This is a genomic window from Singulisphaera rosea (assembly GCF_054877945.1).
This window is the reverse complement of record NZ_JBTYIP020000004.1, coordinates 167270-189856: the sequence shown is the minus strand read 5'-3', so window position 1 is coordinate 189856 and position 22587 is coordinate 167270. Positions and strand designations below refer to the sequence as shown.

Annotated in this window: 13 protein-coding genes; 8 read left to right on the top strand and 5 right to left on the bottom strand. The window is 64.6% G+C overall.

Annotated elements, in window-relative coordinates:
* Positions 1 to 30 precede the first annotated feature (30 nt).
* The gene (locus tag ACYOEI_RS09845; protein ID WP_462849259.1) at positions 31 to 831 is read right to left on the bottom strand and encodes a hypothetical protein; all 801 of its coding nucleotides are present in this window, start codon (positions 829 to 831) and stop codon (positions 31 to 33) included.
* 313 nt (positions 832 to 1144) lie between these two features.
* Between ACYOEI_RS09845 and ACYOEI_RS09840 the strand changes: the two genes are divergently transcribed.
* From ACYOEI_RS09840 to ACYOEI_RS09820, 5 genes are all read left to right on the top strand, one after another.
* A complete protein-coding gene (locus tag ACYOEI_RS09840; RefSeq protein ID WP_462849258.1) occupies positions 1145 to 2173 on the top strand; it encodes a S1C family serine protease in 1029 nt (342 codons plus the stop codon).
* A 208-nt stretch (positions 2174 to 2381) separates the two neighbouring features.
* Positions 2382 to 4196: a hypothetical protein gene (locus ACYOEI_RS09835; RefSeq protein WP_462849256.1), complete on the top strand. Its 1815-nt coding sequence runs from the start codon at positions 2382 to 2384 to the stop codon at positions 4194 to 4196.
* 363 nt (positions 4197 to 4559) lie between these two features.
* Positions 4560 to 6827, top strand: coding sequence for a peptidylprolyl isomerase (locus ACYOEI_RS09830; RefSeq protein WP_462849255.1), 2268 nt, complete (start codon positions 4560 to 4562; stop codon positions 6825 to 6827).
* Positions 6828 to 7734: 907 nt separating this feature from the next.
* Positions 7735 to 10305, top strand: coding sequence for an ATP-dependent helicase HrpB (hrpB, locus tag ACYOEI_RS09825; RefSeq protein ID WP_462849254.1), 2571 nt, complete (start codon positions 7735 to 7737; stop codon positions 10303 to 10305).
* Positions 10306 to 10526: 221 nt separating this feature from the next.
* The gene (locus ACYOEI_RS09820; RefSeq protein ID WP_462849253.1) at positions 10527 to 11330 is read left to right on the top strand and encodes a hypothetical protein; all 804 of its coding nucleotides are present in this window, start codon (positions 10527 to 10529) and stop codon (positions 11328 to 11330) included.
* A gap of 44 nt (positions 11331 to 11374) precedes the next feature.
* Here ACYOEI_RS09820 and ACYOEI_RS09815 read toward each other — a convergent pair whose 3' ends face one another.
* The 4 genes from ACYOEI_RS09815 to ACYOEI_RS09800 form a co-directional block, all read right to left on the bottom strand.
* Complete coding sequence (locus ACYOEI_RS09815) at positions 11375 to 12562, bottom strand: MFS transporter (protein ID WP_462849252.1); 1188 nt, start codon at positions 12560 to 12562, stop codon at positions 11375 to 11377.
* A 190-nt stretch (positions 12563 to 12752) separates the two neighbouring features.
* A complete protein-coding gene (locus ACYOEI_RS09810) occupies positions 12753 to 13526 on the bottom strand; it encodes a class I SAM-dependent methyltransferase (RefSeq protein ID WP_462849251.1) in 774 nt (257 codons plus the stop codon).
* Positions 13527 to 13560: 34 nt separating this feature from the next.
* Positions 13561 to 15303 (bottom strand): amidohydrolase, encoded by a 1743-nt coding sequence (locus ACYOEI_RS09805; RefSeq protein WP_462849250.1) that lies wholly within the window; start codon positions 15301 to 15303, stop codon positions 13561 to 13563.
* A gap of 221 nt (positions 15304 to 15524) precedes the next feature.
* Complete coding sequence (locus tag ACYOEI_RS09800) at positions 15525 to 17819, bottom strand: CehA/McbA family metallohydrolase (RefSeq protein ID WP_462849249.1); 2295 nt, start codon at positions 17817 to 17819, stop codon at positions 15525 to 15527.
* 293 nt (positions 17820 to 18112) lie between these two features.
* Here ACYOEI_RS09800 and ACYOEI_RS09795 point away from each other — a divergent pair, with 293 nt between their 5' ends.
* The 3 genes from ACYOEI_RS09795 (at position 18113) to ACYOEI_RS09785 (ending at position 22209) form a co-directional block, all read left to right on the top strand.
* The gene (locus ACYOEI_RS09795; protein ID WP_462849248.1) at positions 18113 to 19399 is read left to right on the top strand and encodes an AsmA family protein; all 1287 of its coding nucleotides are present in this window, start codon (positions 18113 to 18115) and stop codon (positions 19397 to 19399) included.
* Between the two features lie 262 nt (positions 19400 to 19661).
* Positions 19662 to 20489, top strand: coding sequence for a helix-turn-helix domain-containing protein (locus ACYOEI_RS09790; RefSeq protein ID WP_462849247.1), 828 nt, complete (start codon positions 19662 to 19664; stop codon positions 20487 to 20489).
* A 304-nt stretch (positions 20490 to 20793) separates the two neighbouring features.
* Positions 20794 to 22209, top strand: coding sequence for a serine hydrolase domain-containing protein (locus tag ACYOEI_RS09785; protein ID WP_462849246.1), 1416 nt, complete (start codon positions 20794 to 20796; stop codon positions 22207 to 22209).
* Positions 22210 to 22587 lie beyond the last annotated feature (378 nt).

Sequence of the window (22587 nt, the reverse complement as noted above, 5' to 3'; positions counted from 1 at the left end):
TGTCACGAACGGAGAGGAGGGCCTTGACGGTCACCAGTAGACCCACTCATACGGCGGGTCGAGGAGCTGGATTTCCTTCTCGTTCAGGTTGTGCTCGTCGCCCCTCCGGACGAAGTCGACCCGCAACGCCTTGTAGCGGATGATCGGCTTGACGGGGGCCTTGGCCGCGGCGTCCTGGGGACGTGGGATCACCTGGAGGCCGTCGGAGAGGCCCCTTACGTAGATCTGGAACCGGTCGGCATGCGGGTCGACGTTGTCCCAGATGGCGACCCCGAACACCGCGTCGTCCACCCCTTCCTTGGTGCTGGGCGGGATCGTCCCCATGATGTTGACCGCGCCGAGCAGGGGGATCGTCGGTTCTTCACGGGCCTGGATGTTCTTGACGGCCGATGGGACGACGGTGTCCTCATAGCGCTTGCCCGTGTCGGTCACGAGGCTGAACTGTGGGACGAACATCTGCGGCTTGCCGGTGTGGTTGATCACCCGGTAATACATGTAATGCAGTTGCCGACGCTTGCCGCCGATCTCGGACGTGATGATCCGGACGGGCTTGAAGGCGAAGTCGAGCACCCAGATCCCCGACTTGTCGCGGGGCAGGAGGGCGGTGTCGACCATCTGGACGTTGAAGCCTGCCGACCCGCGCCGGACCGCCGTCGTCTTCAAGGCCGGTGCCAGGGTGACGTTCGGGATCTCGGGGGGGGGCGTCAACTCGAGCGTACTCGCATTGGCCGCGATGGGCTTGGCGTCGGGTGGGTCGGTTTGAGCCCAGGCCGGAGTTACCCCCACGGCCGCGGCGAAACCGACGGCCACGAACAGACGGATCGGTGGCATAGACACGGCATTCTCCCCAGCATCGACGGTCAGCGGGAAGGGACGACGAAGACGAGATCGAAGTGGAGAATCCATCGAGGTTTTCGTATTAAACAAGATTTGTCGGCAATTCGTCAAGAGATCCTCTGGCGATCCTGGAATCTTGGGTGTTTTGGGTAGAATTGCCCGACGTCCGCCGAAAGAAATCGTCGGATTTGCTGAACCGGGCTTGGGTTGAAACCTCCGAGCGGTTACTTACAATGCTGGGGTTCGCTCGAATAGAGATCGGCTCGTTCGGACTGCGCCTAGCTTATTGACGAAGGGATTTCGGACGATGCGCTTGGTTACGCCGGTCTCGGCCGTTTTGGTCGTACTGTCGGTGGGATCCGCCTGGGGTGCCCCCGAAGTGATCGGCCTGAAGGACGGTCATCAAGTCGTCGGCGAGGTCGTCGCCGAGAAGCCCAGTGCTCTCTACATTGACCTAGGCTTCGATGTCCTTCGAATTCCTCGCGATCAGGTCGTCCATCGGGGGAAGCCCGAGGCCTCCGGCTCGGCTTCGCCTTCGACGGGGCGGGCGATCGATTCCGACCCGACCGGCTTCTTCGCGACCGGGTCGCTCAGGGCCGCACCGGTGAAGGAGCTCGTCTCGAAGTATGGCGAGGCGGTGATCTCGATCGAGACGCCTTCGGGCAAAGGCTCCGGCTTCGTGATCAACGACGACGGCTACGCGGTGACCAATAATCACGTGATCCAGGGCGAGACGCGGATCTCGGTCGTTCTTTACATGAACGTGCCGAGCGGCCTTGCCCGACGACGCGTCGAGAACGTCGAAATCGTCGCGCTCAACCCGTTCGTCGACCTCGCGCTGTTGAAGCTCCCTCCTCAGAAGGATTTGAAACTCAGCCACGTGATCCTGGGTAGCCTGGACGACCTCAATGCGGGAGATGGTGTCTTCGCGATCGGGAACCCACTGGGCCTGGAGCGGAGCGTCTCGCAGGGGATTGTGAGCACGCGGAACCGGAACTTCGAAGGCCAGATCTACCTCCAGACGGACGCGGCGATCAACCCGGGGAACTCCGGCGGCCCGCTGTTCAACCTGAAGGGGGAAGTCGTCGGGGTGACGAATATGAAGGCCACCCAGGGGGACAACCTCGGTTTCGCGATCCCGATCAACGCGGTGAAGGATTTCCTCCGCAATCGCGAGGCGTTTTCGTTCGACAAGGAGAACCCGAACACGGGGTATCGCTACCTCGATCCACCCCGACGGATTCGCGCGGGGAGGCCCCCCGAAGTGCGTCCGGCGTCGTCGACCAAGGAGAAGGCTTCGGGTAGCCCCGAGAAGACGGCGGCACCTCGACGGTAATGCGGGGTCGCGGTGGACAGGGAAGGAACACCGGGCGGCCGCCAGTCACCGTGGGCGTCGGCCCGGGCGAATTGCGGGAATGAGTCGAGTAACGGAAGACGTGCCCAATCCGCGCCGCTCTCGGTGTGGCACGGGATTTGATTCGGTAAGTTCCCTCCGTAACGGTGAGCCGGGGGATGGAGTTCGACTTGGTAACGGAGTCTTGAGTATGCGAAACCCGATGCGGGCGGCCCTCCGCCTCGTCCTCGCCGGCTGGCTTGGCCTGGCTGGTCTGTCGCTCGTGGCGGTCCAAGGCCGGGCCGCGACGCCGCCGGAAAAAGTGCTTCCCGATTCGACGATCGCCCTGCTGAAGATCAACAACGCGGCCGCGTTGCGAGAGTCGTTCAAGCAGAGCCAGTTCGGTCAGCTTTGGAACGACCCGGCGCTGAAGGCCTGGCGGGATGGCCTGGCCGAGCAGGTGGCGGACGCGGGCAAGTCGCTGAAGAGCAAGATTGGGGTCACCTACAAGGAGCTCCTGGACCTGCCCCAAGGGCCCGCCTCGATCGCGGTCCTGCGCCGGGACGATCCCAAGCTGCCGATTGCCGTCGTGATCTCCGCCGACGCGGGCAAGAACGCGGCGACCATGGCGGACGTGCTCGAGAAGGCCTCCAAGCAGGCCGAGGGCGGCGGCGCGAAGATCGCGACCGAATCCTTCAAGGGCGCGAATCTGCACGTGATCCAGCCGGCGCAGAAGAAGGACGGCGCCAAGGATGACGACCGCCCTGAGCCGCCGGTCGTCTGGACCCAGCAAGGGACGACGTTCTTCATCTCGAGCGACGTCGACGCCATCAAGGACATCGTCGCCCACGCCGACGGTCGTGACGACTCGATCTCGGGCAACGAGACCTACATCCAGAGCCTCAAGAAGCTCGGCTCGGATGGCCAGGTCGTCTGGTTCATCGACCTCGCCAAGGTCTTGAAGCTCGTCGTCCAGGCGAACCCGGCCGCCAAGGGGAACCCGGCCCAGGCCCAGCAGGTCGACACCCTGATCCAGATGTCGGGCCTCAAGAACCTGAAGGCCGCCGCCGGCAGCTTCGTGCTCAACTCGGGCAGCTACGACAGCGTCTCGAAGACCATCATCCTCTCGCCCGGCCCCGCGCAGGGCTTGCTGAAGATCTTCCGCCTCCCGGCGGTCAGCCTCCGCCCGGATAGCTGGGTCCCGGCCACCGTCGCGAGCTACCAGTCGTACAGCTGGGACCTCGACGGGGCGTATACCGCCATCAACGACCTGGTCAACATGTTCCAGCCCGGGGCGCTCGACGTCCTCGAGCAGTCGCTGGTCGGACCCAACGGCGGCGAGCCCTTGAAGTTCCAGAAGGACCTCTTCGGCCCGATCGGCGACCGGTTCACGATCATCAGCGACTTCAAGAAGCCGATCAAAGAAGACAATCAGCGTATGTTGATGGGCGTGGCCCTCGAGGACGCGAAAGCCTTCCAGAGCACGCTGACGAAGATCATCGGCCTCGTCGGCGCCGCGCCGAAGACGCGCGAGTTCCAGGGCTCGACGATCTATGACTTCGAACTTCCCGAGCTCCCGAACAACCCGGCCGCCCCGCAAGGGCGGCAGTTCAAGGGCCCGATCAGCGTCACGATCGCCAAGAACACGCTCTTCGTCTCCAGCGAGCCGACCTTGCTCGAGCAGGTCCTCCGCGGCGGCAGCCCCGCCCTGGCGGACAGCACACCGTTCCAGGCGGTCGCCAAGGAAATCCCCGACAAGGTCAGCAGCATGACCTTCGTCCGGCCCGAAGAGCAGGCCCGGCTCACCTATGACATGATCAAGAGCGGGCAGTTCGAGAAGGCGTTGCAGGGCGCGGCCACCGCAGGTGGCCCCGACCTCTCCAAGATCGGCTCGATCCTGGACAAGGACAAGCTCCCGGACTTCTCCACGTTCGCCAAGTACCTCGCCCAGGGCGGCGGGTACAGCGTCCAGGAAGAAGACGGCGTGACCATCACCACGTTTACGCTCCGCAAGGGCAACCCCTAATCCCAGGTCCCCGTCGCGAACTCCGTCTTCTTATTATTTGAAGGCGGAGTTTGGCGCGGGCGCTGCCGTTGACAACACGCGAGGCGGGCCGGACTTCTCCGGCCCGCCTCGCTGTTTTTATCGGCATAACCCGCAAAAACGCTCATGTCGACGAAAACGGAGATCCGATGGAAAACCAGCGATTGCAGTCGACAACCCGCAAAGGCCGACATCCCGGACCGATCGCGTCGATGAGTGATTTCGCTGTGGACCTCTCAAGCTGAGAGTTTGGCGCAGCCGATACCTTGAGAACAGACGGTGACCATAGGGTTGGGCGTACGCGTCCTGCCCTGAAGGATCGGTCGAGGCGCAGGAGGAGTTGCGATGTGGGACCGCAAGAGGCGCGGGTTGGTTCGCAGGTCGCCGAAGCGGGGGACGGCCCCTGGGTTCGATTCCCTTGAGGGCCGAGAGTTGATGGCGACGGCCTCGCTCGCGGCGATCAGCCCCCTTCAAGTCCCGACCACACTCGGTGCCGAGGTCCCCTTGAACGGGAGCGCCTCGACCGACCCCTCCGTGTCCTACTCGATCTCATCGAGCAATCCTGATATCAAGGCATCGATCGCCGACGGCCAGTTCCTCAGCTTGACGATCCGCCATACGGCCGCGTCCGGCTCGACGACCGACGTCAGCTTCTCGGGAACGGTGACGATCCAGCTCACGCAGAACCTGGCGCCGGACGCCGTCCAGCAGATCGTCAACGTGATCACCTCGGGATTCTACAACAACAACCCGTCGACCGCCGGGACGTTCAATCGGATCGCCAACGGTTTTCCGACCACGTCCGACTATATCTTGCAAGGCGGCTCGATCACGGGGACGACGTCGGGAAATAGCGGCCAGCCCGGCACGCCGTTCATCGACGACTTCAACCCGCAGCTCGCCTTCACGGGCAACGGCCAGCTGGCGATGGCCAACTCCGGCCCCGACACGAATGACACCCAGTTCTTCATCACGACCGCGGCCTCGCCGAACATCAACTCGTTCCGATCCCTCGACTTCGGCTACACCATCATCGGGCAGGTTGTGTCGGACCCCGACAACATCCTCTCCCAGATGACCAAGGTCGCGGTGAACTCGAGCACCAACCAGCCGCTCAGCTCGGTATTCTTCACGACGGCGCTCAGCTCGACGAACCCGAACGGCGTCGCGCAGATCGACGCGACCAAGGCGGCCGCGGGCGAGACCTCGACGATCACGGTGACGGCCAAGGGGAGCGACGGCACGACCTCGGTCCAGAGTTTCCCGGTGACGGTCATCCCGAACAATAACTCGAGCGGTACGCCCGTCGTCGAAAAGCCATACCTCCAGCAGTTGCCCTACGCGACGACCGTGCTCAACCCCGGGACCTCGAGCCCGTCGGTCGTCTACCAGCAGAGCGTCGGGCTGAACCAGAAAGATATCTTCCAGATCCAGGGATATGCCGCAACACCGAATGACCCCTTGACCTATAATGTCTCCGGCGGCGTGACGACCAGCAGCACAGGCGAGCAGACCTTCGCCGCCGTGCAGAACGCGACCGCTACGGTCGACCAGGCGACGGGGGTGGTGACGGTCGTCCCGACCGCGGGATTCTCGGGCACGATCAGCCTTCTCGTCGGGGTCCGCGACCAGACCAACCGAGCGGGGATCGATCCGGCGACGAACGCCCAGTATGCCCTCGAATCGCCGCCGAATTATGATTATCATCGAATTCAATTGACCGTGAATTCGTCGTCGTCGCCCGTGGCGTTGACGCCGATTGCGCTGGCAACCTCGGTGTCGGCGAGCGCGAATACGCCGCAGACGGTCCAGTTGAACGGCAAGAGCGCGAACCCGGCCACCTCGACCGGCCTGACCTATTCCCTCCTCTCGCAGCCCACCCACGGGACGATCTCGAACTTCAATCCGAACAACGGGACTTTGATCTATACGCCGAACCCCAACACGACGGGCACCGACACCTTCCAGTACCAGGTGACCGACCACGGGACCGGCTCGACGAACCTCACGAGTCCACCCGGTACGGTCACCGTGAACATCGGGTTTGCCAACACCGGCGCCGTGCGACTGATCGGCAATGTGCTGGTGGTGACGCCTGTCCCATCGAAGCTCAAAGATACGAACATCATCACGGTCGCTGAGCTGACGAGCCCGAATGGCTCGGCACAGAACGTGCTCCAGGTGACGGTGAACGGCACGATCGACGCGCTGCAGCCGCTCGCCTCGAACATCAACCGGATCGTGATCTTCGGCTCGAAGTCGAACGACACCGTGATCGTCAACCCGAACGTGGATTCCGGCATCCCCGTCATGCTCGACGGAGGCCACGGTGGCTTCAACGTACTCCAGGCCGCCAACGGGCCGACCCGATTGCACGGCTGGTTCGGGAAGTCCACTTTGAAGGGCGGCCAGGGTATCAACGAGCTGGTCGGTCGCGCCGGCCAGGTGAAGTTCAAGCCCTCGGTGGCGACCACGTACGCCTATGCGGGCGTGCCCGCCAAGAGCTATACTCGAGAACATTTCCATAACAATACGTACCTGCACATCCAACCCTCGAGCGGTACCTTCTACCGGGTCGTCAAAGGACGGTTGGTCAAGGCAAAGTCGGTCTGAGACCCGTCCTGTCCCCCAAGTGGGATTGAACGCAGCAGGGATCGTTTGAGGCCCGGCCCTCCTCGATGGAGGGCCGGGCCTCTCGCATTTCCGGCCGCGACATCTTCGTCGGCCTCAAATCGCTTCGGGATGCGCGACAAACCTATTGATTGCGGGATTATGGGGAACGCGTCATCTCGGGAAAGCTCCGTGACCGTTTCCATGCACGAGTTTGAACTCAAGCTCCGGAGAAGAGCGACTTTGCTCCTCCATGCGAGGGTGCAAGACGACATGACGTAGCAAGCAAGCTAGGCATCAGTCTCAATTGCACTCGTTCTCTTCCCCTTGAGTGAATCCTCGAGTGTTGCACTGCACGCTGGTGTGCCAGGCCTGCCCGACGATCGGTATAATTGTCGTGTGTCGATTGCTCGACTCCATCTCTGACAGACTCGTCTCCCAAGGTATGAGAATTGCTTGTCCCTGCTTCGCCTCAACTCTGATGGTGACGGGCGAACCTCCTTAGGGGAAGAGATAGGAGAGGGACAATGAAGCCTCTGCTCAATTGCCTCAAAGATCCCTGCGTCCATATCGTCGTGCTTGGGTTGTTGCTGGTGCAGGTCGCGATGTCGATGGGGGCGAATTCCGACGCGATCGACGGGGCCAAAGAAGCGCTCTCCTGCGAACATTGTCAGAGAAGTCATCATGATAGTTTATATTGTTCGCCTCCTTCGATATTTGGATCGGGGCTCACGGCGATCGATTAGTCGTCACCTCGGGTACACTCCGAGTCTTCGAGGGCTCGTAAGACTCACCGGTTCGGCCGAGTCATCCTGGCCGAACCGCAGACGAGGGGTCTCGCGCCCCTGGCGTCTGTGTCGGGTGAAGAATACCATCGGGGACCGGATGAGCTCCCTGCTGGAATGCGACCTTGCGAAAGACCTCACTCCCGATCGACGCCCGCCTCGATGAGATCGTCGCGCAGTTGCGAGAAACGCGTTGCCTGGTCCTGGTGGCTCCCCCTGGAGCGGGGAAGACGACTCGAGTCCCGGTGGCAATCGTCGATGCGGGACTCTTGTCGAAAGAACATCCGTCGCTGGTCCTCCTCCAGCCAAGGCGTGTGGCTGCCCGCGCCTCGGCGGAGCGGATCGCCGAGGAAAACGGCTGGAGCGTCGGCGGTCGGGTCGGCTATCAGATTCGCTTCGAGCGTCGGATTGGCCCCGAGACAAGGATCCGGGTGGCCACAGAGGGGATCCTCAATCGGCAGCTCGTCTCCGACCCGTTCCTCGGCGGCATCGGGGCGGTGGTGCTCGACGAATTCCACGAACGGAGCCTTCACACCGACCTCGCGTTGTCGTTGCTCCGCGAGATCCGCGAGTCGGTGAGAGACGACCTGTTCCTCGTGGTGATGTCGGCCACATTGGATGCGGAACCGGTCGCCCAATATCTGGGGGGATGTCCGGTCGTTCGGGTCGACGGGCGGGCTTATCCCGTCGAGATCGAGTATCGCCCGACGGAGAAATCCTCCTCGGCCGAAGCGGTCGGGTCCGCCCTCGACGAGGTGCTCGACTCCGATGCTCGTACCGGCGACATCCTCGTGTTCCTGCCCGGGGCCGAGGAGATCCGGCGTGCGGGAGCTCGGATGGCCGGACGAGCCGAACGCGAAGGCCTCCTGGTCTTACCCCTCCACGGCAGCCTACCGGCCGAGGATCAAGCGCGTCCCCTCCGGCCGAGCGACCGGCGGAAGATCATCCTGGCGACGAACATCGCGGAGACCTCGTTGACGATCGACGGGGTGACGACCGTGGTCGACAGCGGCCTCGCCCGGTTCGCCAGCTTCGATCCGAGAAAAGGGCTCGATCGGCTCGAACTGGGCCGGATCAGCCGGGCTTCGGCCACCCAACGCGCAGGTCGTGCGGGGAGGACGGCGCCCGGGCGTTGCATTCGGCTCTGGTCGGAGGGCGAGCAGCGAGGACGGTCCGAATCCGACGTCGCCGAAGTGCATCGCGTCGACCTCTGTAGCACGGTCCTCGCTCTTCATTCCTGGGGGACCTCCGACGTCGGTCAGTTCGGCTGGTTCGACCCCCCCTCGGAGGAACGTGTCCGAAGTGCGGAACGGCTCCTGACCTGGCTCGGTGCTCTGGATGGCGACTCGGGGCGATTGACCAACCTGGGTCGGACGCTCGCCACGCTTCCCGTCCACCCTCGCCTCGGCCGGATCCTCGTCGCCGCGTCCCGCGACGGTTACCCGCGCGAAGGCGCCGCGCTGGCGGCCTTGCTCTCCGAGAAGGACATCCTCACGCCGGTCTACGGCCCGACTCGTCCGTCGGCGTCCGCTCGAGGATCTTCCGACCTCCTCGTTCGCCTCGACCTCCTCGCCGAGGCCGAGCGGGCCCGTTTCGCGCCTCGACTCCGGCAACAGGGGGTCGACCCGATCGCGGCCCGGCGAGTCGCCCAGGTCCGTGACGAGTTGTTCCGGATCGCTCGGAGGCTCCGTCGCCATGCGCCAAACCTGCAAGATGAGACTCCCGACGAAGCGACCATTCTTCGCTGGGTGACCTTGGCCTATCCGGATCGAGTCTCGCGACGCCGAGGGGGGGAGGCGACCGGGGTGATGGTCGGTGGTCGGGGCGTCCGATTGGACCGAGAATCGGTCGTCCGCGACTCCGACTATTTCATCGCCCTCGACCCTCGCGAGGACCGGAGGGGCAAGGCCCTCGAGGCTCGCGTGGGGATCGCGAGCAGTTCGCGCGTCGAATGGCTCGAAGAGTTCTTCCCGAATTTGATCCGTCGCGAGGTCGGGGCCCAGTACGACGACGAGCGACAGCGCGTGGTGGGCGTGAACACGCTTTGGTTCCTCGACCTCATCCTCCGCGAGGATCGGAATGCCCCGGTCGATCCGTCGCTGGCTTCGAAGGCCCTGGCGGATGCACTCCGCCCCCGTGCCTCGGAGTTCTTCCAACAGGACGAGGCCGCGAAAAACTGGCTCGCCCGCCTGGAACTGCTCCGTACGGCGATGCCCGAACTCGACTGGCCCGACGTCGAAGACTCGCTCGGCGACATCCTCGAAGAGGCGTGCGCCGGCCGTAAGAGCTTGGACGAGTTGAAGCGGGCGGGGCCGGTCACGCTGTTGAAAGGCCGGCTCTCCTTCGCTCAGAACCGGACCATCGACGAACAGGCCCCGGAGGCGACCCTGGTCCCGAGCGGGAATCGAATCCGGATCAGCTACGAGTCGGGCCGGCCTCCGACCTTGGCCGTTCGGCTTCAGGAGCTCTTCGGCTTGAAAGAGACGCCCAAAGTGGCCGGAGGTCGGGTCGCCATCCTGCTGCACCTACTCGGTCCGAACTACCGTCCCGTCCAAATCACCGACGACCTCCGGAGCTTCTGGTCGACCACCTACTTTCAGGTCCGAAAAGACCTTCGTGCCCGATACCCCAAGCACTCCTGGCCCGAAGACCCACTCACGGCCCGAGCCGAGGCGAAGGGGGGACGGAGGAGCTGAACTCGGCTCCGAAGGTCTCCCAATTCAGGTGCAAAGGTCTGCTCCCGGACCCTCTTCGGCCGGAGTGTCCGGATACGCCTGCCCCACGAAATTCATCGTTGTGGACGGTGCGGTCGGTCGTCATGATGGGCCGAAATGGGTCGCGGATCGCGAAGCCTCGCGGTGGAAATCCTGGAATCGCGGCCTATCCAGACGTTTCATGAGATTGGGAGCCGGACGCGATGGCCGCTCACGAACCCGAAGACGCTTCGTTGGCTTCGAGGATCCCCAACTCGGCCGAGGATGCTCCGCCGACTCCAATCGATTCGCCCTCGAGGAATCGAGGATCGGCCGGCCGGATTTTGGGGCTGATCGTGTTGGCCGGCCTCCTAGGCGGCGGTTTCTCCGCGCTCTCGGGCGAAGCCGTTATGGAGTTCTACCGATCTGAATTGAACCCGAATACGAAGTCCGCCCCGAGTCTTGAGAACGCGAGCCGGATGAGCAGCGCCCGGGTCGGCAGTGTCTCGATCACGTTCGCTGCGGCGAGCGGGATCCTGGGCGCCGCCCTCGGGCTGGCTGGCGGGCTTTCGCGGCGGTCGTTGCCAAGAGGAGCGAAGGCGGCCTTAACGGGACTCGTGGTGGGACCGATGCTGGGGGCTCTCGTGGCGATGGTCGTCGCGTCGCAGTATTTCAAGAAAGTCGACCCCCAATCCGAAGAGCTCCTCATCCCCCTGGCGGTGCACGTCGCACTTTGGTGGATCGTTGGGATCGTCGGTGGGCTCGCCTGCGGTATGGGGCTCGGTGGGGCAGGGCGGTGGAAGGTCACCGTGATGGGCGGGGTCGTCGGAGCGACCGCGGGGGCGGTCGTGTCCGAGCTCGTAGGGGCGATCCTCTTCCCCAGTGCTCGGACCCAACTCCCCGTCGCAGAGACGTTGACCGCGCGAGTGATGTCCCAAATGGTCGTCGCCTCCCTGATGGCGGTCGGCGTGGCGCTTGCCTCGGTCCGCTCCGAACACACGCCGGTCGTTCCTCCGACTCAAGCCTGAGTGGTTCCAATCCCCGGGGACCTCTGCCGGATGGTATCACCGGCTCAGGCCGACGTGAGGAGGCCGGGCCGGCGGTTCGGTTCGGGCTCGGGCAGCCAGTAGCACAGCATTGACGAGAGGACGCACGAGCCGGCGAAGGCGACGAAGGCGTGGTCGGGGCGGTGGGCGTGGTTGACGCTCGCCATGAGGAGGGCGACGATGACGCCGCCGATGCCGTAGGTTACCCCCATGGTGATCGAGCTGGCGACGCGTTGGCCCTCGGGCATGAGCTTCTGTCCGTAGCTGACGAGGATCGGCAGCGTGGCCCCGAGCAGCAGTCCCGTGGCCGCGGAGCAGGCCACCATCAGGCCAAAGCCGACCACCGGCGAGGCCAGGAGACAGGGGGCGGCGAACCAGGGGAGCCGCGTGAGGACCTTGCGCTCGTTGGTCCGGCGGACGAACGCCGCACACGCGAGTCCCCCGACGCCGATGGCCCCGAGGAAGACGGATTGGACGATCCCAATATCTTCATTGGATAAGCCCCGCCCCTTCAACACGTAAGCAAGGGCAATCGGAACCCCCATCGTCGGCAAGACCCGGAAGACGCCCACGAACAGAATCGCGGTGACGGCCTTCCGCCGGCCGCGGACCAGGTCGATCAGCGAGACGGCCGCCGTCGCTCCCTTGGGTGCGGGCTTCTGGGCGGAGACTCGTCCCATCCCCATGAGGAGGAGGGCCAGGATCGGCAGGCCCCAGGTCATGCTCCAGACGAGCGCCCGGAGGCCGAACGAGGTCGTGATGGCCCCGCTGTAGAACGGGCCCGCGGCCTGCCCGAGGTAGCCGCCGACGGCGAAGATCGACATCGCCCGGCTCCGATGGTCGGGCGAAGAAGATCCGGCGAGCGCCGCGGCTTCGGGGTGGAACGCGGCAATTCCGAGGCCACCGGCGATCAGGAGCAGGTTGAGTGCGACGAGAGAGTGGACGAGTCCGATCGCGCTGAGGCAGATCACTCCCACCACCGGGCCGAGCCAGAGCATCATTCGGCCCCGGTCGCGGTCGCCCCAATACCCGAAAAGAAGCTGGCTTACTGACGACGCCAGGCCCCAGAGGACGTACGCCCATTGGATCGAGCCTTCGTCGAGGGACAACTGGTTCTGGAGGTCGGGCCAGAGGGGTTGGACGAAGGCTGCGAAGGTGTCGACCAGCCCGTGGGTGAGTGTCAGGACCAGCAGCAGCCGGGGAAACGGTCTCAAGGTCGCCTCATGCATTATCTGGGAAGGGAGTCTCGGAAAACGAGAAAGGCGGCCCTGGCCGCCTCTGGAGAAGCCCGTTTTCAAGGTTCCCGATCGCGAGTCGAAAGTGGGGACAACTGAGGTGACGAGATTCGTGGGATACGTCGACGGCGATAAACCGTCCGATTCGAGGAGTTCTGGGATGACTCATTCAGGTCGTAGTCGACGACGGCTTGACCCCTCGGACGATTGCCCGTGCGCAGAGGATCCGGATGCGGCCGTCGGGCTGGAGGGCGGCGTGGAAACCTCGGGCGCGAGGCCCTTCGAGCATCATGACGCGGACTTCCTCCTTCGGTAGGGAAGGGGTGCCGCGGTCGAACCATTCGTCGAAGTCGAGATCAAAGTGTTCCTCGACGAGACGAATCTCGACGAGCCCCGCCGCCGCGAAGAGGTCGACCAACTCGCCCGGGGTCAGGTTCCTGGTGTGCGTCGAATCCCGGGCCTTCTCGATCTCCTGATGTTGCTCGGCCGCCAACCGGTCGGGGTCTGTGGTGTGATCCGAGAGGACGAGGATGCCTCCGGGGCGGAGGAGCTCGACCTGTCGGGAGACGAACGCGAGGGGGTCCGTCACGTGATGGAGCACGTATCGTGAGATCGCGGCGTCGTACGGGCCGTTGAGTGTCGGGTCGTAGATAGACAGTCGCTCGAAACCGGCGCGATCGCCGAAAGCCTGGCAGCGCGCCCGGGCCCTGGCGATCATCTCGGCGGAGAGGTCGACCCCCTCGACGCGGTGCCCCGCCTCGAGGAGGACGCTACTGACGAGTCCCGGGCCGCAGCCGACGTCGAGGATGAGGCTCTCCGGCGGGAGGTCGGCCGCGAGGACCAGCCGAGCCAGGGCGGCCGGGTCGCTCTGGACCGGGGCTCGCTCGAACTTCGGTGCCTGGCCATCGAAGGCTGCCGAGAGCGCACGGTCGTGCTCGGACATCCACCACCTCTCTTGTCGACTCGACCGGGATCAATCAGTGGGAGTTATGGACGATCCTCCCCCCAACCATCGTCCAGATGACCTCGGTCGTCCTTATGTCATCTTCGGGGCAGGTCAAGGGGTCGCGGTCGATCAGGATGAGATCCGCGAGCTTGCCCGGCTCGATTGAACCCTTCTGTTGCTCCTCGAAATGGAGCCTGGCGTTGTTGATCGTGTAGAACCGCAGGGCTTCGAGCCGGCTGAGCTTCTGGTCCGGGTTGAGGACGCCGGCCCCCTCGGTCTTCCGGGTCGCCGCGACCCAGATGCCGAGCCAGGGGTCCCACGGGTTGGTCGCCCCGAGCGCATCGAGCCGGATCATGTGGTCGCTTCCTCCCCCGATCGTCAGGCCGGCGTCGAGCCACTTGCGGTACGGGTGGAACCAGGTCATCCGCTTCGGGCCGAGGACTCCGAGGAGGACCTTGGTGTCCTTGAAGACCCAGGCGGGCTGGAGGTCGGCCCCCACGCCGAGCGCCGCGCATCGGGTGAGGTTCTCGGCGGACACGAAGTTGGCGTGTGTGATCATCCATCGCCGGCCCCGGATCCCGATCGTCCTGTCCGCGGTCGCGTAGGCCTTCAGGAGCTCGTCCATGGCCGCCTCGCCCGCCGTGTGGGCGGTCATCTGCCAACCTCGACGGGCGGTTTCCTCGGCGATCGTCGCGAGGGTCGGCGGAGGGACGAACAGCAGGCCTCGATACTCGGGCTCGGTGATCTGGTAAGTCGGCCCGACCCCCCAGGGCTCTCGCATCGACGCGGTGCCGTTGAGCATCCCGCCGTCGAGGAAGATCTTCAAGGGGCCGACCCGCACCCAAAGGTCTCCGACACCGCTGGGGCCGTTGGGTTCGCCCTCCTCGCCGTCGGCCGCGAGTTCTTTGATCTTCGCGACGATCGCGGCTCGGTCGCCGAACGGAGGTTCGAGGATTCGGGTCGCGTTGATCCGGAGGTTCAACTCACCCTTGTCGCGGAGCGATCGATAAAGACGCAACGCCTGGACGCTCGCTCCACGGTCGGCCACGCTCGTCAGCCCGCGCGCGTTGTATCGGGCGAAAAGCTCCTTGACCCGGTCGACGGCCGGTGCGCCGTCGTCCGAGTAGGCGTCGTCGGGGAGGTCCTTGAGGACCGAGTAGGCGTTGCGGAGCATCCCCGTCGGCTCGCCGGTCTTGGGGTCCTTGACGATCTGCCCGGCGGGGGGATTGGGGGTGTCTCGAGTGATCCCGGAGAGCACGAGCGCTTTCGTATTCGCAAGTCCCGCCGGCCCGGCCTGGTGGAGCACGGGGTGGTCGGGCGCGATCGCGTCGAGCTCGGCGCGGGTCGGGAACCGCCCTTCCGCGAGCCGGGTCGGGAACGCATAGCGGACGACGATCCAGCTCCCCTTCGGCTGGACCTTCACGCGACTCTCGATGTACGCCTTGATCGCCGCAAGCGAGTCGTACGCGGGGATCGGGTGATCACGCTCGCTCGAGGCCGCCCCCAAGGGGTGCACGTGGCTGTCGTAGAGCCCCGGCATCAGGATTTTGCCGCCGGCATCCACGGTCCGGGTCCGGGGCCCCGTCGTCGCGTCGATCTCGGCGTTGGTCCCGACCGCGACGATGCGGTCACCGACGATCGCGATGGCCTCGACGAGCCGATCCTTCGCGTCGAGTGTGATGGCCTTCGCGTTGCGGATGATGAGGTCGGCCGTCGGTCCTTCGGCAACCGCCGACGAGAGCGGCAGGGTGCCGAGGAGGGCAAGTCCCCCCACGAAGGCCCTGAAGGGAGGCCGGGCAAAACCGGAGATTCGATTGATGTGATTCATTCCATTTATGTGGGTTTGAATATGTTGTGAGGGAATTACCGAAACCCGGTTCTTTCTTAAGAACCGGGTTTCTGGGAGGTACGATGATATCCCGCGGGCCGTTGTCGGGGTCGGGCGTCGGAAACCCGGTCTTAAAGAAAGAACCAACCGGGTTTCGGCACGGAGACTCAATCCTGAGGAGACTCGGCGAGGATCGCCTGATACGCCTCGCGGGCCTTGTCGTAGGCCGCCTTGGCGGCGGCTCGGTCCTCGGTCCGAATTGCCCGTTCTTTCTTGGACCAGCACTGGTCGACGCTCTTGATGCACCACTCGGCCGACTTCCTCGAGGCGCGGATCGGCTTCCCGTCGACGAGGACGAAGACGGGGTTGGAATGGGCCGCGGGATAGATCCTCAGGGCGACCCAACTGGAGCGGTCGACCTTCACGTCGAACGAGACGTCGCGGAACGTGCCGTCGGCGGCGATCTCCGTCTTCGCGACGGGGAGGCCGTTCACGAGGACTTCCACGGGGACCGTCCGGGTCTTGCCGACTCGGGCACGCTCGACATCCCAGTAAGGCTTGGACTCGAGCGAGCGGGCCTTGAGCTGTTCGAGGGCCGGGGTCAGCTCGGGTTCGAGGTAGGCCGCCACTTTCGCGGTGACCTTGACCATCCCCGGCGCGTCGAGCTTCCGTTCGCTCCCCGATTCGCCGACGGCGATGTCGTCGACCTTGAAATCGACAAGGTGGGCCTTGCCGTCGGAGACATACGACCGGCCGAGCTTGATCCCTTCGCACCAGCGGTCGAAGTCGAGCTTGCCGTCGTCGAGCTTGACGTAGACTCGGCCGAGGCCCACCCGCTCGCCGTAGATGCAGGGGAAGTCGGTCTCGCCGCTGATCCGCGTCCTGTAGCCGCAGTTCAGCGTATGATACCAGATGTTGAGCTCCCAGGGGGCCGGCGTGTCGACCGTCGAGATGAAGTCGACGACGTCGTGGACGACGTCGACGATATACTCGTTGGCGCCGATGCCGTCGAATGGGGGGACCTCATCACTCGGGATTTTCGTGTCGGCGATCCGCAAGCCCCAGCCGGAGTGCGAGAACCCGACGACGCCCCCTTGCGACTTGCCCCACTTCAGGACAGGCAGGTCCCAACTCGGCCACTGTTCGATGCGGGTCGTCCCCGGGTAGTCGTCTTCCTTCAGTCGCAGGAGGCAGAGGTGGCCGGCGTGCGACGAGGGGAACCCCGAGACCTCGACGTCGTAGCGCATGAGGTAGTCCGGGGTGGAGAGCGGGTGGAGCGAACCCTCGAAGTATCCCTTCTGGGCGTACCAGCACGGCCCCCAACTCAGCACGCAGCCGACGTCGAGGTCTTCGCCGAGGATCTGCCGCATCATGTCCTCGGGCCGGACGCCCTCGGTCGGGCTCTCGTAGTGTCCGCAGCCGGCCGCGTGGACGTGGTGGTCGCCCGAGTACCAGTGCATCCTGGCGAGGTGGGCCCACCGCTTGAGCTGGAACGACTCGCGATGTGACCGGCCGGCGGGGACGGTGATTGTCTTCGTTTGGGAGACATACTCGGGTCCTCGCGTGTATTCGACGCGATAGGTCCCCGGCGGGAGGAGGACCGTCTCTCCCGACTTGCGGTAGATCTGGGGATGGAAATAGAGATCCGGGGCGAGTCGTCGCGACTGGGACGGATAAACGCGGCGCTGGGCGTCCCGGAACAGGAATGAGGCCGTGGTCGGCTGGCCGTCGACATCGAGGACTTCGAGCGTCACGGGGACGGCGGGCTCGCAAGTGAAGAGGATGTCGACGTCGCTGCGAAAGCCGAGATCCTGGGTCCCCTGGCCGACGTTGAAGCTGATCTTCGCGTCCCGAGGCCCGGCATCGCGGCTATAGACCTGCAGCAGCCGATATTCGAGCGCGAGGCCGGAGAGGTTGGGCCGCAACGGGCGGTCTTTGAAGAGACTCACGTCCATCCAGCGCTTCGCCACCTCGGCGGGGGGGATCGAGAGGCTTGGCTCTGCGCTGCCCGAAGAGGGCTTCTGCAACCTCGCGGCATTCGGGCTCTCGGCGACGAGGGGGGCGGTCACCCCTCCTTCGTTGTGGACCTTGACGAGGAAGACGCGCCAGCCGTGCTGGACGAGCCGAGGCGAGGCCGGCCCCTGGGCGGCCTTGACCCGGCTCTCCGGATTGATTTCGACCCCGACCAGGCAGAGCGGGTCGAGGATCTCCTGGATCGTGCGGACGGCCTCCGCGCCCCCCGTAATCTTCAGGGCCCGATCGAGGCGAGTCTTCGACTCCGCCGGCAAGGGCTGCCCAAGCATCTCAAGGGCTTCGACCACCTGCTGGGCCTGGGCGGACAGCGGCTGGAATTCGACCCCGTCCACCAGGGCGAGGTCCTCACCGAGGCAGGGGAGTGCCAGGGCGAGCCAGAGCGCCGGCGCGAGCGGCCGGAGGGTGGAGTGGGCTGCGCGGAGCGACATGGTGCTGGGTTCCCTTCGTCAAGGGGGAGGGAGTGTTGAAGAGATCGCGTGGTCGCATCTTCTCAGGGCGCTGGTCTACACGGTCCCCCGCTCCCGTTCAATGGTCTACCCCCAAGGCGCGAATGGCCGAAAACTGTGCTTGTCGACGCGCCTCGGTTGAGGTATCGTCCGGCCGCGAACTCGATCCCATCCCCCTGAGTCGCCCCGGTTCGCCTCGATCGCTTGAAGAGTGGCTCGTCGCAGACACGTCCCGTATTCTTCGATTCCTGACCGGGAGAACGAGGAAGGACCCCATGAGACGCCTTCGTCTTCGCGTCCGCCGGTTGGTCCCGTTGGCCTTCCTGCTCCTGCCCCCAACCCTCTGGGTCTTCGTGCTGACGATCGCCCCGACCGAATGGGCGCGGACCCGGATTGTCGCCAAGCTCAACAAGAAGAGCGGCCGGACGATCCATCTGGGCCGGTTGAACATCGGTGTTTTTGGGGGGATCCGTCTGTCGGACCTGGAAATCGGCTCACCCCACTCGTCGAGAGACCCCTGGCTGAAGGCCAGGTCGGTCCAGATCAACGTCAGCGTCTGGCAGCTCCTCTGCGGCCAGGTCGAACCGAGCCGGATCGCGGTCGAAGGCCTGAACTTGAGGGTCCTCCGACGCAAGGACGGGAGCCTCGAGCTCGCCGATCTTTTGCATCGGGAGGGGGCTGCATCCTCGGACGAGGAACAGGAGCCTTGTGAGCCCCAAGCACTCGAATTGACGCTCAGCGGGGGACACGTCTCGATCATCGACGAGCCTTCGCGATCCCACGTGGAGCTCGCGAACGTCGAAGGACATGCGAGCTCGCAAGGCCACGTGGGAACGCTCCACGAGCTCCGCGGGACGCTGAACGACGGCCCGTTCTCGCTGTCGGCGGCGGTCGATCGGACCACGTCGGAGCCCCGATTCGAAGGGCGATTCCACGGGAGGAGCATGGCACTGATAGGGATGTCCAACGCCCTCTCGTACGTCATCCCGGTCCTCTCGGGGCTCCCCGATCCCCAGGCCATCGACGGCAAGATGCGGCTGGACGTGTATCTAAGAGGCCAGGGCAAAACCCGGGACTCGCTCAACCGCTCGATGATCGGGCAGGGGGCACTGGTGCTCGACTCGATCACGCTGACCGGCTCGCGATTCCTCGCCGAACTCTCCGACATCCTCGACCTCGCCAACGGCGAGGCGGCCGGCACCCTCCACTCCGACTTCCTCGTCAAGCAAGGCCGCGTCGGTACCGAAAACCTGACCGTCGACGTCGGCCGGATCCCCATCGTGTTCGCGGGGTGGACCGACTTCGACGGGTCGCTCGACTATCGCCTCCGGACCGATGGCGTCACCGAACGCCTGCCGTCGCAGGCCCGCGAGTACCTCTCCGGGTTCTCGATCGACCTGAAGAACGTCTCGTCCTTCCACGTCACCGGGAACCTGGACGCCATGGACCTCACCCTCGACGGGAAGCCCATCGAGCTGACGTCCAAACGCGGCAAGGGCGGGCCCGACCGCCAGAAGCTTCGGGAGCTGGGTCGGAAATTTCGAGATCAGATTATCCGTTGATTGTGTGGTCTTCCGGAGTTTATCCGATCGCCTTTCGGGATACCGCGACTCGAGGGGCCCCTCGCCCGTGCTTCGTCCCCCTCGGTTGCTTGCCTGGGACCCGACGGGATAGGACCGACCTCGTCGGGGTCGGGAGGTTGTCCCGAGGTTCGCCGGTTCGTTAGGATAAAGGCCTCGTCGGACCCCGAGAGGTTGCCGATCCAAGGCCTCCTCGGCCGGGGACGGATCGGTTTCGATCGGCCTTTTTCCACCTCGGATCGCCATGTCGGCCAAGCTCTCCCCGGGCACCTTCTTCGGGCGTACGCAGAAGAAGATCGAGGTCGGGGGCCTCACGTTCGCCGAGTCGGTTTATTCCGCGGGGTCGGAGCTCTACCTCCCGCGCCACGCCCACGAGGATGCGTTCCTCCACTTCATGATCGAGGGCGTCTGCGAAGAGGTCTACGGGCGCGAGACGCGGGTCCGGTCGTCCTCGACCTTGGCGTTCCATCCGGCCGGCGAGCCGCACTCCAACCGCTGGGATGAGTCCGGAGGGCGGGTCTTCCACGTCGACCTCTCCGGCGTCAGGGCCGAGGCAATCCGCGAACACGCGCCGACCCTCGATGGCCCGGCCGAACTCCCGGGAGGCGTGGCACCTTGGCTCGCGGCCCGGCTCTACCGCGAGTATTGTCGCGCTGATGGTGCCTCTCCCTTGGCCCTCGAAGGGCTGGCCCTCGAGATCTTCGCCGAGGCGTCGCGTGTGACCGTCCCTCCCGGCGACAAGACGCCCCCTCGCTGGCTCCGCGGCGCCCGAGACTTGCTCCATGACCGATTCGCGGAGATGGTCTCGTTCGACGAGATTGCGACCGCGATCGGCATCCACCCCGTCCACCTCGCCCGCACGTTCCGTCGCTACTACGGTTGCACGCCGGGCGAGTATCTCCGCAGACTTCGGGTCGAGTTCGCCTGCCAGAAGCTCGCGACCACGAGCACCCCTCTCATCGAGATCGCACTCGCCGCAGGGTTCTCGGACCAGAGCCACTTCACCAGGACGTTCCGGCTCCAGATGCGGATGACGCCCGGCGAATTCCGTCGCCACTTCCGTGCGCGCTAAAGACGTGCCAAGCGAAGTTGGAGCCCGACTAGAACGATTCGACTCCCCGCCCCTATCCTGACACTTCTGGCGAGATGCGCCGGAGCGAGAGGGCCGGATTCGGGACCGACATGAGATTATTTTGTGTTCAAGTCTCGGGATTTTCGAGGTGTTGTCATGTGACCCCGGCGCCGGGTCGTGCGACGAACCCTGTCGGCGCTTGGCCCCGTGGTCACGGTTCCGAGACCGCAAATATTTGGGTTTGATCGGTCGATCGAAACCGCGTGTTCTCGTGGATGGGGAAGGTCGAACCATGGGGGACAACGTGAGACTTCGAGCTTGGTTCCTCGCGATGATGTTTCTATCTCCGCTTGCACTGGCCCAGGGCTCGTCGCCTTCGGCCGGGCCGAACGCGGCCCCCGTCGGTGTTCCCAAAGGGCCCGACCCGATCGACGACTACATTAAAGGGCAGATGAAGCGCCACCGGATCCCGGGGCTCTCGCTCGCAGTGGTCCGTGATGGCAGGCTCCTCAAGGCCGAGGGTTACGGCCTGGCCAACGTCGAGACGAACACGCCGGCAACGCCGGAAACACGCTACAAGATCGCCTCGGTCAGCAAGCCGATTGTTGCTGCCGCGGTCATGCTCCTCGTCCAGGACGGGAAACTCAGCCTCGACGACAAGGTTGGACTCTATCTGGAAGGCATCCCGAAGGCCTGGGAAGGGATGACCGTCCGAACTCTCCTGAACCACACGTCGGGGCTCGACGAGGACCTTCCCGGGTTCGAGCCATACAAGCTCAAACCCGACGCCGAAGTCGTCCGCTCCGGGTACGATCGTCCGCTCCTCTTCCCGCCCGGGGAGAAGATGAGGTACTCGAACGCGGCGTACTTCGCGCTCGGCGAGGTCATCCGCAAGGCGAGCGGTCGGCCCTGGGACGAGTTTATTCGGGACCGTCTCTTCACCCCCGCCGGGATGACTTCCACCCGCACCACGACCACGACGGAGATCGTGCCGCAACGGGCCCGAGGCTATTCATCGAAGAGCGGTTCGCTCAAGAATGCGGAAGACTGGGTCGCGGTCCGACCGAGCGGGGCTTTTCTCTCCACGGTCCTCGACATGGCGAAGTGGGACGCGCTCCTCGACTCGGACGCAATCCTCTCCAAGTCAAGTCGTGAGCAGATGTGGACACCGACGAAGTTGAAGGACGGGACGGACCTTCCCTATGGCCTCGGGTGGAGCCTCTCCCCGTGGAAAGGCCATAAGCGAGTGAGCCACAACGGCCACCTCCCCGGCTTCCTGACCCAGTACCAGCGATTCGTCGACGACCGGCTGACCGTCATTGTCATGGTCAATACCGAGCGCGCCGACACCGAAAAGATTGCGTTCAACCTGGCCGGGTTCTACATCCCCGAGTTGAAACCCCCGGTCTTGGCCCCAATCCCGGACCGAGAGCCGGAAGTCACCTCGAAAGTCAAGACGCTGGTCGACGGCTGGGTCGGCGGGAAGGTGGACCTGGACCTGTTCGCCGCGGATCTCAGGAAACGTGTGGTCGAGTCTCCTCCGGGAGACGATCTACGCTGGCCCGGGCCGATCGCGTCCGTCACCCTCGTCGAACGCAACTCCCAGGGTGACCGACGCGAGTATCGCTATCGCGTGAGCTATCACGATTACAGCCTCCTCGTCGTCTGCCAGTTCGACAAGGCGAACAAGATCACTGGGTTCGGAACCCAACTCGATTAACCCGCGGTCACTTGGCGCCCTCGACTCCACCCGCCGCCCCTCATCCGTCAGGGGCGGCGAGCTCTCCCTTACCGGTCCCGTCGTCACATTCGAATCTCATGGGGGCGTTGGCCGTCGGCCTACTCGACTCCGACCCGGATCGGGCATTGATTTCGATTCAATAAAATATTGACGACGTGATTTCAGGGCCACAAGGTCTCGACGAAATTCTTAAGAGAAAGATGTTCGCGGCAATTATAGGAAGAATCGAGCATGGTTGAATGCTATCATTGCCTCCGGTAGATTTTTCGTGGTCATCGACGAATCTACACGAGCCTTTCACCGACGGCCGCTATACTAGGTGCTCCTTGTGCTCCTAGCCGGGTGGAAACGGGCCGA

Excerpts from the sequence above, each read along its gene's own strand:
- ACYOEI_RS09800 (WP_462849249.1), bottom strand. The coding sequence starts at position 17,819 with ATGTCGCTCCGCGCAGCCCACTCCACCCTCCGGCCGCTCGCGCCGGCG.
- ACYOEI_RS09820 (WP_462849253.1), top strand. The coding sequence starts at position 10,527 with ATGGCCGCTCACGAACCCGAAGACGCTTCGTTGGCTTCGAGGATCCCC.
- ACYOEI_RS09795 (WP_462849248.1), top strand. The coding sequence starts at position 18,113 with ATGAGACGCCTTCGTCTTCGCGTCCGCCGGTTGGTCCCGTTGGCCTTC.
- ACYOEI_RS09810 (WP_462849251.1), bottom strand. The coding sequence starts at position 13,526 with ATGTCCGAGCACGACCGTGCGCTCTCGGCAGCCTTCGATGGCCAGGCA.
- ACYOEI_RS09835 (WP_462849256.1), top strand. The coding sequence starts at position 2,382 with ATGCGAAACCCGATGCGGGCGGCCCTCCGCCTCGTCCTCGCCGGCTGG.
- ACYOEI_RS09790 (WP_462849247.1), top strand. The coding sequence starts at position 19,662 with ATGTCGGCCAAGCTCTCCCCGGGCACCTTCTTCGGGCGTACGCAGAAG.
- ACYOEI_RS09840 (WP_462849258.1), top strand. The coding sequence starts at position 1,145 with ATGCGCTTGGTTACGCCGGTCTCGGCCGTTTTGGTCGTACTGTCGGTG.
- ACYOEI_RS09845 (WP_462849259.1), bottom strand. The coding sequence starts at position 831 with ATGCCACCGATCCGTCTGTTCGTGGCCGTCGGTTTCGCCGCGGCCGTG.
- ACYOEI_RS09830 (WP_462849255.1), top strand. The coding sequence starts at position 4,560 with ATGTGGGACCGCAAGAGGCGCGGGTTGGTTCGCAGGTCGCCGAAGCGG.